Annotated in this window: 15 protein-coding genes; 1 reads left to right on the plus strand and 14 read right to left on the minus strand. The window is 34.3% G+C overall.

What is annotated here, in order from left to right:
* Positions 1-189: 189 nt before the first annotated feature.
* Entirely contained in the window at positions 190-1,365 is a 1,176-nt protein-coding gene (locus BMX10_RS09850) for a TraB/GumN family protein (RefSeq protein WP_090443191.1), read from the plus strand.
* A gap of 172 nt (positions 1,366-1,537) precedes the next feature.
* Here BMX10_RS09850 and BMX10_RS09855 read toward each other — a convergent pair whose 3' ends face one another.
* From BMX10_RS09855 to BMX10_RS09920, 14 genes are all read right to left on the minus strand, one after another.
* The gene (locus BMX10_RS09855) at positions 1,538-2,842 is read right to left on the minus strand and encodes a lipase family alpha/beta hydrolase (protein WP_090443192.1); all 1,305 of its coding nucleotides are present in this window, start codon (positions 2,840-2,842) and stop codon (positions 1,538-1,540) included.
* Between the two features lie 86 nt (positions 2,843-2,928).
* A complete protein-coding gene (locus tag BMX10_RS18455; protein ID WP_280140765.1) occupies positions 2,929-3,456 on the minus strand; it encodes a methylated-DNA--[protein]-cysteine S-methyltransferase in 528 nt (175 codons plus the stop codon).
* Complete coding sequence (locus BMX10_RS09865; protein WP_090443198.1) at positions 3,449-4,144, minus strand: DUF2225 domain-containing protein; 696 nt, start codon at positions 4,142-4,144, stop codon at positions 3,449-3,451. The genes BMX10_RS18455 and BMX10_RS09865 overlap by 8 nt, the downstream gene beginning before the upstream one ends.
* A gap of 85 nt (positions 4,145-4,229) precedes the next feature.
* Positions 4,230-5,705 carry a VanW family protein gene (locus tag BMX10_RS09870; RefSeq protein ID WP_090443201.1) on the minus strand — a complete coding sequence of 492 codons (1,476 nt, stop codon included), beginning with the start codon at positions 5,703-5,705 and terminating at the stop codon, positions 4,230-4,232.
* Between the two features lie 135 nt (positions 5,706-5,840).
* Entirely contained in the window at positions 5,841-7,787 is a 1,947-nt protein-coding gene (locus tag BMX10_RS09875) for a cell division protein FtsA (protein ID WP_090443204.1), read from the minus strand.
* Positions 7,788-7,910: 123 nt separating this feature from the next.
* A complete protein-coding gene (gene nth, locus BMX10_RS09880) occupies positions 7,911-8,558 on the minus strand; it encodes an endonuclease III (RefSeq protein WP_090443206.1) in 648 nt (215 codons plus the stop codon).
* Between the two features lie 15 nt (positions 8,559-8,573).
* Positions 8,574-8,855 (minus strand): DUF503 domain-containing protein, encoded by a 282-nt coding sequence (locus BMX10_RS09885; RefSeq protein ID WP_090443208.1) that lies wholly within the window; start codon positions 8,853-8,855, stop codon positions 8,574-8,576.
* Between the two features lie 31 nt (positions 8,856-8,886).
* Entirely contained in the window at positions 8,887-11,949 is a 3,063-nt protein-coding gene (locus tag BMX10_RS09890; RefSeq protein ID WP_090443211.1) for an efflux RND transporter permease subunit, read from the minus strand.
* Entirely contained in the window at positions 11,936-13,051 is a 1,116-nt protein-coding gene (locus BMX10_RS09895) for an efflux RND transporter periplasmic adaptor subunit (protein WP_090443214.1), read from the minus strand. Before BMX10_RS09895 ends, BMX10_RS09890 begins: the two co-directional genes overlap by 14 nt.
* A gap of 151 nt (positions 13,052-13,202) precedes the next feature.
* Entirely contained in the window at positions 13,203-14,390 is a 1,188-nt protein-coding gene (locus BMX10_RS09900; RefSeq protein WP_090443217.1) for a glycine C-acetyltransferase, read from the minus strand.
* A 164-nt stretch (positions 14,391-14,554) separates the two neighbouring features.
* A complete protein-coding gene (locus tag BMX10_RS09905) occupies positions 14,555-16,897 on the minus strand; it encodes a Lon protease family protein (RefSeq protein WP_090443220.1) in 2,343 nt (780 codons plus the stop codon).
* A gap of 98 nt (positions 16,898-16,995) precedes the next feature.
* Entirely contained in the window at positions 16,996-18,129 is a 1,134-nt protein-coding gene (gene queG, locus BMX10_RS09910) for a tRNA epoxyqueuosine(34) reductase QueG (RefSeq protein ID WP_090443223.1), read from the minus strand.
* Positions 18,130-18,252: 123 nt separating this feature from the next.
* Positions 18,253-18,798 carry a signal peptidase I gene (gene lepB / locus BMX10_RS09915; RefSeq protein ID WP_090443226.1) on the minus strand — a complete coding sequence of 182 codons (546 nt, stop codon included), beginning with the start codon at positions 18,796-18,798 and terminating at the stop codon, positions 18,253-18,255.
* A 42-nt stretch (positions 18,799-18,840) separates the two neighbouring features.
* Complete coding sequence (locus tag BMX10_RS09920) at positions 18,841-19,767, minus strand: DMT family transporter (RefSeq protein ID WP_170834768.1); 927 nt, start codon at positions 19,765-19,767, stop codon at positions 18,841-18,843.
* Positions 19,768-19,775 lie beyond the last annotated feature (8 nt).

The following is a 19,775-nucleotide window of genomic DNA, read 5'->3' on the forward strand; positions in this document are numbered from 1 at the left end:
GCTAGCGTCCTTTATTGTTATAAATCCAATCGTTTAGCATCTGTCAAAAATTGTAATTGACCTTTATCTTATGGGTTTAAACCTCTATTTATAAATTTTATCCCTCAATATTCTATAGTCTTGCCATAATATGGGTAAATGTGTACAATAAACAGTAGATTATTTTTTTATAGGAAAGTTGGTTAATATATGAATGATGAAAGTGTTCCTAGATTATATTTAGATGATAAAGAGATTATATTGATTGGTACAGCTCATGTATCAAAACAAAGTGTTGATGAGGTAAAAAATGTAATTGAAAAAGAAAAACCTGATACTGTTTGTGTTGAATTGGACCAACAAAGATATAACTCCATTGTTCATCAAAACCGATGGCAGCAGATGGATATTTTCAAAGTTATAAGAGAAAAGAAATCTACTTTTCTTTTAATAAATCTTATGGTCTCAGCTTTTCAGAAGCGAATTGCAAAACAATTTAATATTAAGCCAGGACAAGAAATGATCCAAGCTATTGAATCTGCTAAAAGCATTGACGCTACACTAATATTAGCTGATAGAAATATACAGGTAACATTTCTACGAATTTGGCATGGTATAGGATTAAAAGGAAAAGTGCAGCTGCTTACAAGTATTCTTTTTGGTTTTTTTGATGAGGAAGAAATAACTGAAGAAACACTAGAAAGCTTGAAAGCTAAAGATACTTTAACTTCTATGCTAGGAGAATTCACAGAAGCATTTCCTAGGTTGAAAGCTTTTTTAGTAGATGAAAGAGACTGTTATTTAGCCCAAAAAATAAAAGAAGCTCCCGGTAAGAAAATAGTGGCTGTCCTAGGTGCTGCTCATGTACCTGGGGTAACGAGAGAAATCTATAAAGAGCATGACTTAAATGCATTAACAAAGCTTCCTAAAAAATCCAATAAGCCCCGCTTTATTTCTTGGCTTATTCCTATCATTATTATTGGCATCATTGCTTCTACCTATTATTTTAGTCGCTCTGCTGCTAAGGACTTAACTTTAAGCTGGATATTGTGGAACAGTATTTTATCAGCTTTAGGAACCATTTTAGCTTTCGGTCATATTCTTACTATTATCACTTCTTTATTGATAGCACCCTTCACCTCTTTGAATCCTTTTTTTGGTGCTGGATGGGTAGCTGGCCTTGTAGAAGCCTTTATTAGACGTCCACATGTAAAGGATTTTGAAGATTTATCAGAGGATATTTTTACCTTAAAGGGATTTTGGAAAAATAAAGTAACCCGCATTCTTTTAGTGGTCATTTTCACGAATATAGGTAGTGTAGTAGGTAGTTTTATTGGTGGAGCAGATGTACTACGTATTTTTTTAAGAACCATCAAAGGGCCTTAGTACTGGCCCTTTCTTTATTAATTGCCATTAACCTCCTCCTGTCATTTGTTACCCTGGAGAAAGTAAAAAGTAGCGAAAGCATCTTTTGCCTAAATCACATTTTTAGTATGCTGAAGATAAAATCTTAAGTAGATTTCTATAAACAGTTTGTCAAAGTTAACCTCAGTACTATTTAATGTATCTTGAATTGGAAAGCATGATTATAGTTAAATGCCTTTATTTCCTGTTGATTATAGGGCTCCTTTAACCCTTCTGCCATTACTAATATCTGTATGTTTTCTGATTCTTCATTATCAACTTGAGCATAGTAAGTACCTTTTGAGATATCCTTTAATACTACCCATTTATATCCCTGTATATTGCCTTCATAAATATAAGGATAAGGTGTATTGATAGATCCTTCCTCTAGTTGTATCACTAGTCTTTCTTCATTTTGAATCTTTATCTTGGGGGCTCCTGAAAAAATAATATGTAAGGTATTGTCCTGCATTTTTGTCTTTTCCTTAGGTTTAACTGAAACCTCTGGAGTATAGATCTTTTTTATATAAGAAAAGCCTTCTTCTACTATATTCCGATGATTTGCTTCCATATAGTATTGTTTATCTGTTTGTATCCCTGCACTTTTCAATGTTACTGTCCCGTCTCCATCTAATGTCTCTACTGAATCTAAGATTACTTCCTCGTAATTATTTGTTAGCTTCTCTTTATCTATCATTAAATACTCTACTGTAGAAAAATTATATCCAACAATATTATAAAACTCCTTTACCCTATACTGCAATAAAGTATGATTTGCGTTTAATTCATCCAGAAAATAATTTCTATACTTCATATAGTATTGGGGGACTGTCTTCCACTTACCGTTGCCATCATCATAGCATAAAACATTTCCATAATCTGCACAAGGTATCAGTTCTCCGATGGAGGGGAGATTCTTATGGATTTCTTCAAGGTTTTCTATTCCGAAGGATAAATTTAATAATTTCAATAAAATCCATATATAGCCTCTATAAACCAAGTTGTAAAAATTACTTTTATTATTCTTTTTTAACAATGTTCCTGTAGACCACAGGTAATAAGCATCAACTGACCCTTTATTGGGGGTTCCTATCATGATTACTTTCTCAAAGTCATATTGATACTCCCTGCTCTGTATATAAGTCCTGGCAACAAGTCCTCCCATGCTATGACAAATGATATCTATTTTATCATGGGGATACTTTTTCTTTACTTCTGCAATCATAGGTTTTAAATATGTCTCAACAATAGTATGGTTCATTTGTCTCCAGTCATAATAGCAAATAAATAAATTATCATTTTCTGCGTAACCTAGTTCTTCTAGTTCTTCTATCAAAGGTTCATAAATCCAGCGGGCTATACCAAAACTCCAATTCCCTGTTCCAGGAATAATATCATTACTCATTGAACACATTAAGCCTGGAATCAATATAATAGGATTTCTATTTATTTTTTCCAAAAGAATCTCCTCCTACCTATAAATTAGTACTTAATACTATACTAATTTATGCTAAGTAGTTGGAGGAAAATACAAAAAAGTGGTAATTATCTATTTACCACTTTTTCTTTCTCTATTTTTATCCCTTCAAAGGCCAATAGTTTTTCTTTGATATCTATCCCACCATTATATCCTACTAGCTTCATGTTCATTCCAATAACTCGATGACAAGGAACAATGATAGGGATGGGATTCCTTTTATTCGCTAATCCTACAGCTCTTACTGCCTTAGGATTTCCGATTTTATTAGCAATGGTTTGGTAGCTAACAACTTCTCCAAAGGGGATCTCCAATAAAGTATTCCATACTTTTTTTTGAAACGGCGTACCTTTTAAATCTAAGGGAATCGTAAATTGCTTTCGAGCACCCTGAAAATACTCAGTTATTTGCTGAAGAAATTGGTGATTTTTGCTTTTATTATAAGTGATATTCTCTAAAGGAGAGAATTTCTTTATATCTTTTATAAAAGATTCTTCTGATTGATTAATACCTATAGCTACTAAACCTTTTTCATTTGAAGCTATATAAAGCTGAAGATCTAACATGTGAAGGCAGCTGAAGAAAATTTTAATCATCTCCCTCATCAGTTTTTATCACTTGATATTCTTCCCGTGCTAATCTCCATTGCTCTCTAGCCATTAATTGAATTTGTCTTTTCTTTTTAATATCAGGATGTTCTAGGGCTTTACTATACCATTTTATAGCTCCTTTTGGATCATGAAATCTTCTATGTAGTTCTCCTACTAAATAAGCTAAGGATACTTCATCTAATCCTGCAATAGGTAGAGGTTCTTGTTGATAGGCATTCTGAAAATGATTCAAAGCATATTTTAAGAACTCTGTTTCTCTTTGATCATTCACATCTCGATATAACCATCCTAGCTTTAAACATAATCCACCTATATATCCCTTAGATTTTTTTAATAGCTGTGCTACTAATAGGGCTAATTTATAGGTTGCTTCTGCTTCTTCATAGGTTCTAGGGCCACCATAATGTCTTTGGTTCCATTTTTTTGATATATTATCCATCAAAAGGCTTTTTTGTTCCTTTGTTAAATCTGTAAATTCGCTTTCTGTAGCACTAAAGCCACAGTTAGGACATACCCAAACATGATAATAAATGGGGTTAACATCTTTATATTTCACATAAAAATCCGTACCTCTCTCTACAACCTTCAGACTTCTAGTTCTTACCTTTTTTGTAGTAAAGCTATTTTTACAGCATGGACAATCCAGTCTTTTATCATATAGTAAATGTTCCATTGTCTACCTCCAAAGAAAATGTATTGTTGTCTTTCATTCTATGATATAACTTTTCTACACAAAATGGAAGAAAACCTCAAGAATTTTATTCTTGAGGCTGAAAAATAGGCTGATTTTCCTGAATTTCATTACTTTCTGTCTCTGGTGACAAGCTTTCTTCTTCTATAGCTCCCTCTACTGGCTCTTCTATTTTAGATACTGGTTTAGGCTTACTTCCCTCTAGGATAATAGCGTTTACTGGTTTATAATAATCTGTTGAGATTCGCTCTCTTTTAATTTCCCTACCCTTTTCATGATATATTTTATAGGTGTTTACTCTATACCCCTTTTTTGATTCCTGCTTTATTTCCTGTTCTCCAATAAACATATTATTATCTTTCTTTATTTCTACCTTTGGCTCAAAAACCTCTAGTACCTGTGAAACAAGGGTAATGACTATGTTATCTTCCTTGGAACCATATATTTTCACAAATACCCTATCCCCCGATACAAAGCTTTCAATGTATATGGGATTTTCATAATTATTGACAAACTTTAAGTCTATTAATGTGCCATATATCGTAGCATCATGTCCTAACGGCACATAAGGAACTGTCAAAGAGTGATTTCGCCTTTCGGTTATCTCTAGGTTTCCTCTAACAACTGCATTATACAAGGTAGTAGATACTTGACAAATACCGCCGCCAATCCCCGGTACTAGCTCACCGTTAACAATAACAGGAGCCTCTTGATACCCCTGTTCTACACCCCTAGGAATTGTTGCATCATTGAAGGAAAACTCTTCCTGAGGCATCATTAAGATGCCATTTATGCTTTTAGCTGCTAAGGCTATATTTGCATTTCTACCCCTCTGTTGAAGATTAAAGGCAGTACTAAATTCTCCAATCACTTCTTTTATGTTTAACAATTTTTCCGCTGTGATTTCGGGAGTAATGGTTTCTATAGGTATATTTATATCCTGCAGACTAAATGTTTGCATTCTCCCTGCAATCAGTTCCTTAAGACGATCTTCTTGCACCTGTAGACCTAATTCCTCTTTGGTGATATGAAATACACCACTTTGCCGTTTAATACTAGCCTCCTGTGCCTCTTTATTAATATCCTCTGCTATGGTTTTTATGAAAGCCTCTAAAGCTTCCTTATCATAGTGTGTAGCTAGTGGGATGGTGATTGGATTGTTTCTTAAATAGTAGATGTTTCTTATTCTGCTAAATGCATTTCCATCTCTGCCAAATCTGTAGGCCTGGTATATTGCATCATCATAGAGGTATGTATAACCTAAATCCTTATAGGCTAAACCTTTGCTATACTCTTCATATACTACATCCACCTTTAAGGATTCTAGCTCTTTTTCATAAATACCTCTAATTCTTTCCTCCGCCTGAAGCTTTGTAAGCCCACTGACTTCTATGGTTTCAATATATACTTTTGGATAGATAGTTTCTCTATTTAATAGTAGCAATGTCAATGTTAAAAAAGCTATTAACCCTGATGCCATAATCATGATAATAACCCATAGCATTATTTTTTTCTTACTTACTTTGAGGACAGTAGGCTCCATAACATCACTCCTTGATGTAATTATACTTTATAGTTAGATCCCACACAATCTAGTGATAAAATAATTTATAAAATCTTTAAAAATAAGTAATATATTTTAATCATATTGCTTTTTGAAGAAAATTATTCAAACTACTTAATCCCAGTAAACCCATACTTCATCTCCATCCTTTAAAGCATCCGTATAGTTTGCGGTGTTGCCATTATGTTTTATGACCAATCTCCCTTGTACCCTTGTCCTGTCAAAATCGATATAGTTAAATATATCTACAAAGATTAGATCTTTTTTTCCAGCGTTAATTTTCAATGGTTCACCATTATAAATAACTTCAATTCCAGGCTCTTCTAGTACAGGGGCTTCCTCTTTTATCTTTTTATCTATTATAATCTGTTTTATACCATCCAATTTAGTGTGTAGATTTCCTTTTTCTCCGTTTAGATAGATATCATGGTCCTGGAAGGAAATGTCTAAAGAATCGCATAGGTCTTGAAGGTTAGTTAATATTGTATACTCCACTTGATCTTCATGCTGCAGCTTATAGTTGGGATTTACCTGGTGTCCATTAACCTTGATATCCTTGTATCTATGAATTGTCTTATCATTTACAGATATTGTATTATTAAGTTCAATGATATCCTTCAAAGAAATATTGGGCTTTTTTCCTTCTGTGGCAGGATTTATTATAATGACATCATTATTTTCTAGCATGGTGTCTAAATGAGCCGTCTTTCCATTGACTAGGATTTTAGCTGGTTCTCCATATTCTCCAAAGAAAAGCTTTTCTTCGCCATTGATATGAACCTTTATTTTTTCGCCTTTTTTAGGTATCAAATCTCTAGGATTAAAGCCTATAGCTACCAATGAATCACTAACTTTAAGTCTTTTTGTTTTAAATATTTTGATTGTCTTTCTATTGACTTCAACTTCAATAAAATCAGTTTGCTTATTTTTAATAGCTTTAACCATAATACCAATTGGGGTAATCCCTTCTGGTCCATTGATGATAGCTGTATCCAACTGAAGGTTCTGAATAATTTCCATACTGCGAATAACTACTCTTTCCTTGGGCAACTGTAAGTAATCAGCTATTAGCTCACTTAATCGTGGACTTTGACTTCCACCTCCTATCAGAAAAACAACACTAGGCGATTTGCCATTTTGTTCAAGAATACTTTCTGCTATATCCTTTGCCACTACCTCTATTGCTGGTTGGATTTTATCTGCTATATCTTTTGATTTCACCTCATGGGAGATACCAACAATGTCGGTGAATTTTTGTTCTTCTTCGCTACAAAGAGTACATTTAATTTTTTCTGCACTATCAAAATCCAATAGATAGGTCTTTGCCAATGCTTCAGTAATTTCATCTCCAGCGGTAGACGTCATACCATAAGCTGTTACTGTGCCATCCCTTGTAATGGCTATATCTGAGGTTCCAGCCCCAATGTCTACTAATGCAATATTCAATAGCCTCATATTTTCTGGGACAGCTACTTCTATAGCAGCAATAGGCTCCAGTGTAAGATATCCTACCTCTAGAGCTGCCTTTTCCATAACAGTATATAGGCTGTCTATCACAATTCTTGGTAAAAATGTAGCCAAAATATCTATTTTAAATTTCCTACCTTTATGACCTATAGGATTTGTAATCAGGCCATCATTTAAATAATAATTTATTACTGTATGCCCTACACAGAAATAATTGGTTGCTTCCTCTTGATGCTTTTCTAGCTCCTTTTGCGCCTGCTGTATTCCTTCTATCTCAATACTACTTATAAAGTGTCTATCAATTTCTTTCAGTTCATCTAGTTCTCTCTCTAAGGAGGTTTGGTAGGTTTTTAAAGCTCTACCAGCGGCAGCAATGGACACTTCCTTTAAAGGAAAACCTATTTTTTCTTCCAGCTTTGCCTTAACTTTTTTAACGACCTCCACTACCCCTTCAATATCATGGATTTGCCCGTCATACATGACTCGCTTTGAATGAAACTCTATAGCTGCATGATGTATCATTATTTTCTCATTTTGTAATGTTCCTAATAATCCTGCAATACTTCTTGTACCAATATCCAAAACAAATATCATCCTATTACATCCTTTCTGCTAACGCTTTTCTTCTATAAGCTTTATTCTCCGTTTATATGACATTTTCCTTTTTAGATAAAAAGAAAGATGTCTAAATTTGTTTTTGACATCTTTCTTGAGCTACTATGATAGACTTTTATAGTACAAGCATATTTTTGTTAAAGGACATTTTTCGCAATGAGGACGCCTTGCCTTGCAGATTCTTCTACCATGAAATATCAGCCAGTGATGGGCCTCCGACCACTTTTTCTTAGGAATATTTTTCATCAACTGTTCTTCTGTTTTAGTAACGTCCTCAGCATTGGCAAGTCCAATTCTATTAGAAACACGAAACACATGAGTATCTACAGCAATGGCATCTTGACCAAAAACATTACTGATCACTACATTGGCTGTTTTTCTACCAACTCCCGGCAGTTTTATTAGCTCTTCACGGGTTTTTGGTACTTCTCCATTATATTTCTCTACAATTATCCTACATGTCTGTAAAATATTTTTACTTTTATTTCTATAAAAACCACAGCTCCTAATCCAAGGCTCTAATTCTTCCTCTGTAAGCTCAATATAATCCTCAGCTGATTTAAATTTTTTAAAGAGCTCTTTTGTAATTTCATTTACTCTTTTATCCGTGCATTGGGCAGCCAGGATAGTTGCAATCAGAAGCTCTAGAGGCGTATGAAAGTTCAGCTCTGTATCGGCATCTGGATAGGTAGCGGCTAAAATCCTTAATGCCTCCTTTACATCTTCCTTCGACAGCATTCTTTTTTTCATAGGATTTTCCTTTCTCTACAGTATTTCTATATGCCACTCTGTAATGTCTAATCTTCCGTCCTTTTCTATAAAATGAATAACATTATTAATCATCTCATCTGCATGTTTTTTGCTATTACTGACACAGCAGAATCCTATTTCTGCAATTTGCCACTTATCTTGATTTCCAACCTCAGCAATAGAAACATTGAACCTTGCCTTAATTCTTTCAATAACACTTTTTAATATTTGTCTCTTTCCCTTTAATGAGCTTACTTCGTACATGATTACTTTTACTGAACAAACTCCTACCAACATTTTTTTCACGTCCCCCATGATTAGTATGGTATTACTTATATATTTTTTTCATATAGATAGTAACTTTATCTATTGAGGCATAAATCAGTGGTAATACGATTAAGGTCAACGGTGTAGATAAGACTAAACCCCCGATAATTACAGTTGCCAATGGTACTTGCACCTCCGAGCCTTCATTAAGTCCTATTGCTAATGGTAACAAGCCTAGAATGGTAGTAAGGGTTGTCATCATAATTGGTCTTAACCTTGTAGCTCCTGCAATAACAATAGCTTCGTTAACATCTTTTTTATCTTCTTTCAAAGTGTTGATATAGTCAATCAAGACAATCCCATTATTTACAACAATACCTGATAGTACAATAGCTCCAATGATTGCAGGTACACTCAAGGGAATTCCTCTAGCCAGTAATCCCAGGGCACCTCCAGCAAAAGCAAGAGGCACAGCCAGCATAATGGTAAAAGGATATAATAAGGATTGGAATTGAGCAGCTAATATCATATATACCAATAATACTGCTAAAATAACAGCTAATAATAAACTGGTATAGGCTTCCTCCAACTGTTCTTTTTGACCTGTAAACTGATAATTATATCCTGCTGGCAGAGGATATGCCTTCAATTGGACTTCAATATCCTTTACGACACTATTCAAATCTCTACCGATAATTGCCGCCTTAACAGTGATAGCTCTCATTTGATCGGAGCGTCGTATTGCATTGGGTCCTTGTGAAAGCTTAAAGTCTGCTATTTGTTCTAAGGGTAAAGTGCCTCCTGCTATTGTAGGTATAGGTATTTGTGCAAAGTTCCCTACTCCTTGTTTTAAAAAGCCCTCTCCCATCAGCATTAAATCATATTCTTCTCCATCCATTCTGATTCTTGTTGCCGTTATTCCCTGAATTAAGTTTCTAACAGTGGTGGCAATCTGTATTGTTTGCAATCCATAGAAAGAAGTAATATCTCGATTCAAAAATAACTCTAATTGCGGTCTCCCTTCAATAAAATTCGATGCAACTTCCCTAGTTCCTTCTATAGATTCGATAATACTTATAAAATCCTGTGATACTTCTTTTAATAATTCTATGCTTTCTCCTTTGATTTGTACCTCAACTGCCTCTCCGGCAAACCCCATCCCCGCAAAAGATAGATTAGTTATGGCTATTTCTGCCCCTGGGATTCCTTGTAGATTTCTACGAAGTTTATCTATGATCTGTATAGTTTCGGATTCTCTTTGATTAAAGGGCTTCAATCTTACATCAATGGATGCGCGATTACTTCTCTTACCATATCCTCCAAAATAGTCTTCTCCTGCTCCTATACTTGTAAAAATGATCTCAACATCCTGATATTTCTTAATAATATTTTCTACTTCATTTACTATTGCTTCTGTCTCTGCTAATAGGCTGCCAGGTGGTAAAGAAATATTAACTGTAAAGGTTCCTTCATCAAATTCTGGAAAATACTCTGCTCCTACCCATAATACTGAAACAACAGATCCTAAGAAAATTGAAAATGTTATCACAAAAACCATTGCTTTATGGGCTAAACTCCATCTCAATAGATTTTTATAATTGTTATTTAATTTATGTAATAATCTTTCTGTTTTATTAAAATTTCTATTAGATTCATGCTGCCTGCCTTTTACTATTTTTGAAGCAAGCATCGGCACAAGGGTTAAAGAAACTCCTAGAGATGCTAGCAAGGAAAATGTTACTGTTAAGGCCAATTCCTTAAATATTTCTCCAGTCATTCCTTCGACAAAAACAATAGGCAAGAAGACTGCAACTGTTGTAAATGTAGATGCTGTCACTGCCGATGCCACTTCTTCAGCACCATGAATTGCCGCATTTATTGGAGAATATTCTTTTTCTCTAAAGCGATAAATATTTTCTAATACTACAATTCCATTGTCCACAAGCATCCCAATACCTAAAGCAAAACCACCTAATGACAATAGATTAAGGGTGATGCCAGTAAAATACATCAAAGTGAAAGTAGCAATTATGGAAATAGGAATTGATATGGCAATTACTAATGTATTCCTTAAATTCTTCATGAAAAAATATAGGATTAAGATTGCTAACAATCCTCCAAAGGCTGCAGTTTTCCCTACATTTTTAATAGCATTTCTGATAAATAATGACTGATCAATAACAGTTTCAATTTCGATGCTTTCCAATTCTTTTTGGATTTTATCTATTTCTTCATATATGGTATTTGTTATCTGAACAGTATTATAGGTAGGTTGTTTTTGGACAGTAATGCGCATACTAGGCGTCCCATTAATTTTGGCGATTTGTTGTATTTCTTCGTGAAAATATATTTCTCCTAGGTCTTCTAATTCTACTGTAGCTCCCGTAGGTAAAGCTACAGGTAAGTTTCTTAATTCTTCAATGCTTTGGAATTCTCCTACAGTACGTACCATTAAATGCTTTTCATCATCTATTATCTCTCCCACAGGGAGGTTGATGTTCTCTCCTCTTAGCAGGTTTGTCATCTGTTGTTGGCTGATACCTTGCATCTGAAGTCTATAGGGATCTATCTCAAAAATAATAGATCCTTGCTTCCCTCCCGTCACCCCTACAGACGCTATCCCCTCTAATCTTTCTAGTCTTGGTTTAATCCTATATTCTACTACTTCCTGCAAATTTCCTAAATCATCTCCAGTCACACCTAAAACTAGAATAGGAAGTGCAGCAGGGTCTATTTTTAGAACAATGGGCTGAAGAATATCTTCTGGAAGAAATCTCTTTATCACATCTATTTTTTCTCGTATCTCTAAAGTTGCAAAATCCATATCTGTTCCCTGATTAAATTCTATTACAACTACCGATACTCCCTCCATAGAGGTTGAGTTTATATGCTTCACATTATGTACAGCAGCCACGGCTTGCTCGATAGGCTTGGTAATCAAATTTTCTATCTCATAGGGTCCAGCACCATTATACTGGGTATTAACAACTGCAACTGGAATACTCATTTTAGGCAATAAGTCCATCGGTAATCTTAGTAAAGACACCCCTCCTAAAAGTAATATAGCAGTCATAAGCATTAGTACAGAAATAGGCTTTTTAACAGCCCAATTAGATATCTTCATCTTCTTCACCTCTCACTACCATGATCAAGGTGTTTTCATCGATATAATGTTGTCCTTTTATAATAATCGTTTCTTTTTCCATTAAACCATTTAGCACCTCAACGAATTCTCCTCCATCGATCCCTAGCTCTATAGGTCTTTTTACAGGTCGCTCCTGGTTTTCTACAAATACTGTTGGAGTATTGCCTTCATAAAAAACAGCACTTTTGGGAATAACCAATGTATTCTCCTTTTTTCCTCTTTCTATCATTATTGTGCAAAATGAACCCGCTAATAATTCTTCTTTTTCATTATCAACAGTAATTTGCACATTGTATAGGTTTGTCCTTAAGTCAGCTACATTGTTAATCATAGTTACTTTTCCTCTTTCTTCCACTCCTTCTGTATAAAATAGTAATTCATCACCTATATTCAGCGCTTTATATGTAGCTTTTGTTACATATAAATCCATTTTTAATTGCTTTATATCACTTATTACCAAAGCTGGTTGTGTATTCATTACCATCTGATTTTTTTGTAGATTATTTGTAGTGATTATTCCATCTATAGGTGCATAATACTCCATTTCATCCAATTGTTCTAGTGTATTGACATAGGTTAATCTTGCCTGATCCAATTGAGCCTCCGCCGTCAGTAATGAGGTATCCAGCATCTCTTTCGTCATAGACTGACTAGAACTTTGAAAGCCCATTCCTGTAGCCGCTATACTGACAGGTAAATTTCTTGCCCTTTCCGCCTGTTCTTGCTGTATTTGATAGTTTCTTTGGGCCTGATGATAGGTTTTTCTAGCTGCTTCTACCTGTCTTCTAATAAGCGTTTTGTCTAGTTCAAATAAAAAATCTCCCTTTTTTACTGCATCTCCAACATTTACAGCTAATTTTGTTACTTCCAAACCGGGAGTTTTAGGAATAATCATCATATTCTTTATAGGTTGCAGTTTTGATGTTATGGTTATTTCTTCCGAAATACTACTTTTCTTTACCTGAGCTATCTCCACAGCAACCCTTACTTCTTCTTCATTTTGTGTGTTATAGTTACATCCCCATATTCCTATGGAAAGCATCACCGCCAGAATAATCATCAATACTTTTCTTTTTTTCATAAAAAAACCTCCAAGCAAAATTGCACATCCATAGTACCAATTTAGGATGTGCAATTTCTTAGAGATTTAAACGAAAAATCATCTTTTAAATAGCGGTTTGATTCAATCATTGAATTTCATATATCAAGAAACTGAATTTAATATAGATTGTCTATAATACTTTCATTTCTTCTCCAACTTTTTTAAATACCTCAATTGCTCTATCTAACTGCTCTTTTGTATGAGCGGCTGTTACCATGCATCGTACTCTACCAGTACCCTTTGGTACGGTTGGAAATACAATTCCTGATACAAATACACCATTTTCTAATAGCTTTTTACTAAATTCCATGGTTTTTCCTTCTTCACCTATGATAACGGGTGTAATTGGTGTAGCACTATTTCCGATATTATAACCTAGCTGGCTGATTTTTTCTTTGAAATATTTAGCATTATTCCAAAGTCTATCGGTATATTCTGTCGTACTCATTAAAAGTTTTACGGCTTCAGTGATAGCACCAACAGCTGCTGGAGGCAGGTAGGTACTAAATAGCAGTGGTCGCCCACGATGACTTAGCCAATCCTTCATTGTATCACTTCCTGCTACATAGCCTCCGATAACGCCAATAGCTTTTGACAGGGTACCTATCGTGAAATCAACTCTTCCATGTAAGCCGAAATGGTCAACGGTTCCTCTGCCACTTTCTCCTAATACTCCAGAACCGTGAGCATCATCAACATAGGTCATGGCATTGTATTTTTCAGCTAAGGTTACAAGCTCTGGTAATGGAGCTATATCTCCATCCATACTAAAAACTCCATCTGTGATAATCAACATATTTCTATATTTATCTCTGTTTTCTTTTAAAACTTCCTCTAAATGATTCATATCTGAGTGCTTATATACTTTTTTATCAGCTCTACTTAATCGAGCACCATCAATAATACTGGCATGGTTTAATTCATCTGAAATGATTAAATCTCCTTTTTCTGTTACTGCCTGTATGGTTCCAGCATTACAGTTGAAACCTGACTGGAACACCATAACAGCTTCCTCTCTTTTAAATTCTGCCAATACCTGTTCCATCTCTTCATGAATATCCATATTTCCAATAATGGTTCTAACGGCTCCAGCACCTACACCATACTTTTCCACTGCTTCTATAGCAGCTTTTTTCAGTCTCGGATGATTTGCAAAGCCTAGATAGTTATTGGAAGAGAGGTTGATGACTTTTTTTCCATTTAAGGTAATCTCTGCTTCATTAGCGCCCTCTAGAATAGGAAGCTTTCTATATACCCCTTCATCCTTTAATGCTTGAATCTTTTCTTTAAGGAAATGTAGTTCATGTACATTGGACATTACCATGACCTCCTAATAATATATTTATCCATTTGTTAAGTACAACATTTTTGTTCCTTTTTCCTGCATAATAAAAAAAGTTATACTATTTACATTTTTCCCTACTTCTAAAGAATTAAAACAATAAAAGGCTGAAAAGATAGAGTATTTAAGGAGATTATATATCAACCTTTCTCTAGCACTTCACTATAATATTTTAGTTTTTTTCTGACTTCTTCATAGATCTTTCCACAGGATTCATCAGTCATTATTTCAAGACCTTCCTTCACATGCTTGATGGCATATATATGAAACTCTTTATTCTTTACTGCTTCTACTACTTCATCACATACCATTAAGTTTTCTATGTTTTGATAGGGAATAATTGCTCCTTGAGTCCCTGTGAAGCCTCTTTTTTTACATAAGCGATAGAATCCTTCTACTTTTTCAGTAATACCGCCCACTGGTTGAATATAGCCCCTTTGATTGACTGAGCCCGTAACTGCAATATATTGTTTTAATGGAATGCCGGATATGGAAGATAGCAAAGCATACAGCTCTGCACTGGAAGCGCTGTCACCTTCTACTCCGCTATAGGTTTGTTCAAAGCAAATACGAGCTGAAATACTTAGACTTGCATCCTGGGCAAAATTTTGCATGATAAACCCAGTTAAAATCATCACACCTTTATCATAAAGATCTCCGCTAAGGTTTGTTTCTCTTTCTATGTTGACAATTCCCTCTTTTCCTATGCTGCTGGTAACTGTAATAACACTGGGTTTACCAAAGCTGTATTCCCCTAGTCCAATTATTGATAAACCATTAATCACTCCTATTTTTTTACCTTCAACATCAATCAATATTTTGTGATTTTCAAACATTTCTTCTACTTTCTTTTGATACTTATTGAATCTATCCCATTTTTTGTGAATTGCTTTATCTACATGCTGACCTGTGACAACAGAGCTGTTACTTTTTTTCGCCCACTGATTGGCTTCTATTATAATTTCTATAACTTTATTAAATTTAGTTGTTAATTTATTTTGATTCCCCGTTAAACGACAGCTATATTCTATTAACCCTGCTACTGCTGTAGTATCTAAGTGTCTCATATTCTGGCATTTCACAAAGTAACTGATAAAAGCTGCCATTTGTTTCTCATTATCCTCTGTCCTTTGCATTTCTTCATCAAAATCAACTAAAACCTTGAAGTATTTTTCAAAATCTTCATCATATTGATATAGTAAATGGTATAGCTTCTCGCTACCTATCAATATAATTTTTAAATCTATAGGAATAGGCTCTAGCTTCAAAGAGCTGACATCCACTCCCCCCAGTTGAAGCCCCATGTTTTCCACTGTTATTTCTTTTGTGTTAAGAATTCTCTTTAAGGTTTCCCATACATGAATATTTTCTAGTAAGTGCTTTACTTCTAGGATTAAATAACCTCCATTTGCTAGATGGACTGCACCAGGTTTTATCTGTAGAAAATCTGTTCTTAGGACACCATTAACATTTTCGTATTCTATCTTTCCACTGAGTCTACTCAATGTAGGGTTAAATTCAGTGACAACAGGTGCTCCTTCTGTTTTACTATTGTTCACTAACAAATTTACTTTATATTTTTTAATAAAGTCTTCTTCCCTATTGTTCCCCTTATCTTCTATCACTTCTTCATGCTGAAGAAATTGATCAATATTTTCTATTAAATCTCTTTCTACTCTTTTTAAAAAATCCACTACTTTATCACATTCACTATATTTTAAAATTAATCCATGAATTAGAGGCTTTACAACAAATAATCCTACCTTCATTTCTAGCTGTACTAGCTTTTTTTTTGCAAGTCTTTCAAAACTTTTTATCTTTACTAATAAATCCATCGCCTTCTCTTGCAGCTTATCTAACTGTATTTCCAGTTTTTTTGCTTCTTCTTCATCCAACTGTTCTAATGCTTCTTCACTGATTTCCTCCCCGTTTTTCAATGGTACAAAAACAAATCCAGTACTAGTATTTTTTATGCTGATTTGCATTTCTTCAGCAAACTCTGTAAGATTGTGTAATAGTCTATTTTTTTGATCCTGATATTGCTTTATTATTTCATTCTTTCTTTTATCATAATCCTCACTGTTAAATGTTTGGGGTACCTGCACAAGTAAATCCTGTATCAATTCCTCCATGTCATTTTGCAGGGCTTTTCCCAGTCCCGCTGGAAGATTTAATGCCATAGCTTTTCCCTTGCCTTCGAGGCTATACACATAACACCAATCATCGGGGACCTTACGACTTTTAGCAACTCTTTCAACGATATCCTTTGTATAGGTAGTTCTCCCCGTTCCTTTGCTGCCACTTATATAAATATTGTAGCTGGGATTATCTATTTCCAACCCAAACTCCATGGCTTCTTCGCCCTTTTTTTGTCCCATGATTCCCCTTAAAGGCTGTATCTCTTCTGTAGTATTAAAGGAAAAATCTTGTCTATTACAGTATTTTTTTATAAGTTTATAGGATAGCCCAGGATATTTTTTCATAGAGAGTCCCTCCTTTACAGTAAATAAAATCTACTATTATACTATTCAGAGGGGACACTATATTCTACTACAATCATAAATTTATAAGCTTTATCCGTTTACTGTTCTTCATCCGTAAGTTTATCTAAATAATATTCTATTATCTTTAAAACCTCTTGATTTTTTTCTTTGGCCTTTGTTTTCATTAAAATTTTGCATGCTTCTTGTGGAGCTAACACAGAGATAGCCCACACAGCATATTTTCTAATCTCTGGTCTTATATCCTGTAGCAATGGTAATAAATGTGGGAGCGCCGTACTTTTTTGTTGATTTACTATAGCAATGATAGCATTTCTTTGTAATACTGTTTTTCCTCTCCAGCCTGCTGAGGTTTTACCATAGGTTTCCTTAAATTCTTTGTTGGATATATTGAGTAGTTCTATTAGATCTGGTTTACAGGAAACATCCTTTGGGTAAAAGTAATTTTCAGATATTCCTTCGATTTCTTTATTATGAGGACAAACACTTTGACAAATGTCACATCCATAAAGACGCTGTCCCAATATACTTCTATCCTCTTCTCCTATATCTCCTTTTTGTTGTAAAATATTTGAAAGACATTTCTGAGCATTAAATTTATAAGGTGCTTCTATAGCTCCCTTAGGACAATGCTTAATGCATAGGTTGCATTGATAACAGGTGGTACATATAGATTCTTTATCTGCTTCAAAAGCTATGTTATTTAACATATAGCCAATAAAAAACCATGAACCATATTTTTTGTTCATCAGAAGAGAGTTATATCCATACCACCCAAGGCCAGCTCTATAAGCAACATGTCTATCTACTAGAGGCCCTGTGTCAACAAAAATCTTGTATTGAAAATCTTTCTCCTCTTTTTTTATAAAGCTAGCAATATTTTCCATTTTTTCCTTTAACACCTGATGGTAGTCTTTACCCCATGCTGTTCGTGCTAGCTCTCCATAAAATTCAGGTAATTTTTCCTGATGCTGCATCTCATCCTTCACGTAGTAGGGAACCCCTATTACAAGAATAGATTTTGCTTCTGACATAGTTTTTTTTGGGTTGACTCTTAGTTCTATATCATTTTCCGCAAAGCCTGATAGATAGCCTGCTTTTTTTCTCATGTTTATTATATCTCTAAGATCTTCAAATGCTTCTGCGCTGGTAAAGCCCATCATATCTATCCCAATAGACCTTCCATAGTCTATAACCTTATTCTTCAGCATCATCATTGAACATCCTTTCCTGCTTATAAGCTCACGATTCTCTATTCAGTATATCTAGTATCCAAGAGATTGATTTTTTGCGCTACACTAGTTATCCCACAAATTAGGAGTTACTATTATTATCTCCTAATTTGTGGGATTCATAAAGACTTTTATTTCATTCAGCGGCCATATTCTTAATAGTACCTTGCCTATGATTTTATCCTTTTTTACACAACAAAATCTTCTGCTGTCGTTGCTATTGTTTCTGTTATCACCTAGTACAAAAACTGTACTCTTTCCTACTACACCTTCGGTATATGGATAATCTTTGCATAAATACTCTTCATCACAGACATAGCATTCTGTTACTTCTTTATTATTTATAAATAGAACACCCTCATCTATAAGGTATTGATCATCTTCTAGGGCAATTACTCTTTTTACAAAGAGTTCATCCCTATTAAGTTCTTCCGGTGCTTCAAAAATAATCATATCCCCTCTTTTGAGATTATTTTTGAAATAGGGCAGCTTAACAAATAGTAGCCTATTGGACGGATTTATTGTTGGATACATTGAATCTCCTTCAACGATAGCCACACTTAATACATAATAATCTACTATGAAAAACAATAGCAGGACAACTATGACGATTTTTAATAATCGATAGTAATTAGAATTAATATTCTTCATCCTATCACTTCCCAAAATGATTTAGGTAGACCAAACTATAATTTAACCTTCATTTTGTATATTCATAGATGTCTTTTTTTGCAGCTTATGCTCTTTAACTGCAGAAGTCATAAAAATATAGAGACCTATCAAGATTAACATGGCGCTAATGCTTTGCCAAAAGGTTGGTACTTCTTTTAAAAGAAGAATAGCTAATACTGTTGCTCCTACTGGTTCCCCCAACATAGCAGTAGATACCTTATTGGCTTCTATATACCGGAGACACCAGTTAAATATAGTATGACCTCCAACTGTGCATACCAGTGCCATAGCTGTAAAGAAAGCATAATCCTGTAAAGTATAACCAAAGAAAGGTGCATTAAGTAAAATGTTAATAATTATAAATAATAAAGCACAGCTACCGTAAACTACAAATCCGTAGGTTAATGTAGATACTCTTTTTCTAATACCTCTTCCCATGATGATGTACAATGCTCCAAAAAACCCACCTAATAATGCCAAGAAATCTCCATATAGATATCCTTCTCCAATTTGAAAATCAGATATCCCCATAATACTGCTTCCAAAAATAGCTATCAATAAACCTACCACGCTTACTTTGTTTAATTTTTCACTATATAAAACATACCCTATTATAGCAGTAAAAATTGGCTGTAATCCTACTAAAACAGTGGAAGAAGCAACAGAGGTATACTGCAGAGAAGTAATCCATGTAAGAAAATGTAAAGCTAAAAAGCCTCCACTTAAACAGCATAAAAAGATATCCTTGACTGTTAGCTTTTTTATTTCTGACTGTCCCTTTGTCAGTGCTACTGGCAAAAACACTAGAAAAGTGATAGCCATACGATACATAGCAATAATACTTGAAGGAGCTGAAGTATTTCTAACAAATATTGCCGAAAAGGAAACACTAATAATACCTATAAACAAGATAAAATACACTTTATTGATCTTTTGTTTTTCCTCCACCATCATGC

The sequence above is a fragment of the Natronincola peptidivorans genome (assembly GCF_900111615.1).
Taxonomy (GTDB): Bacteria; Bacillota; Clostridia; order Peptostreptococcales; family Natronincolaceae; genus Natronincola_A; species Natronincola_A peptidivorans.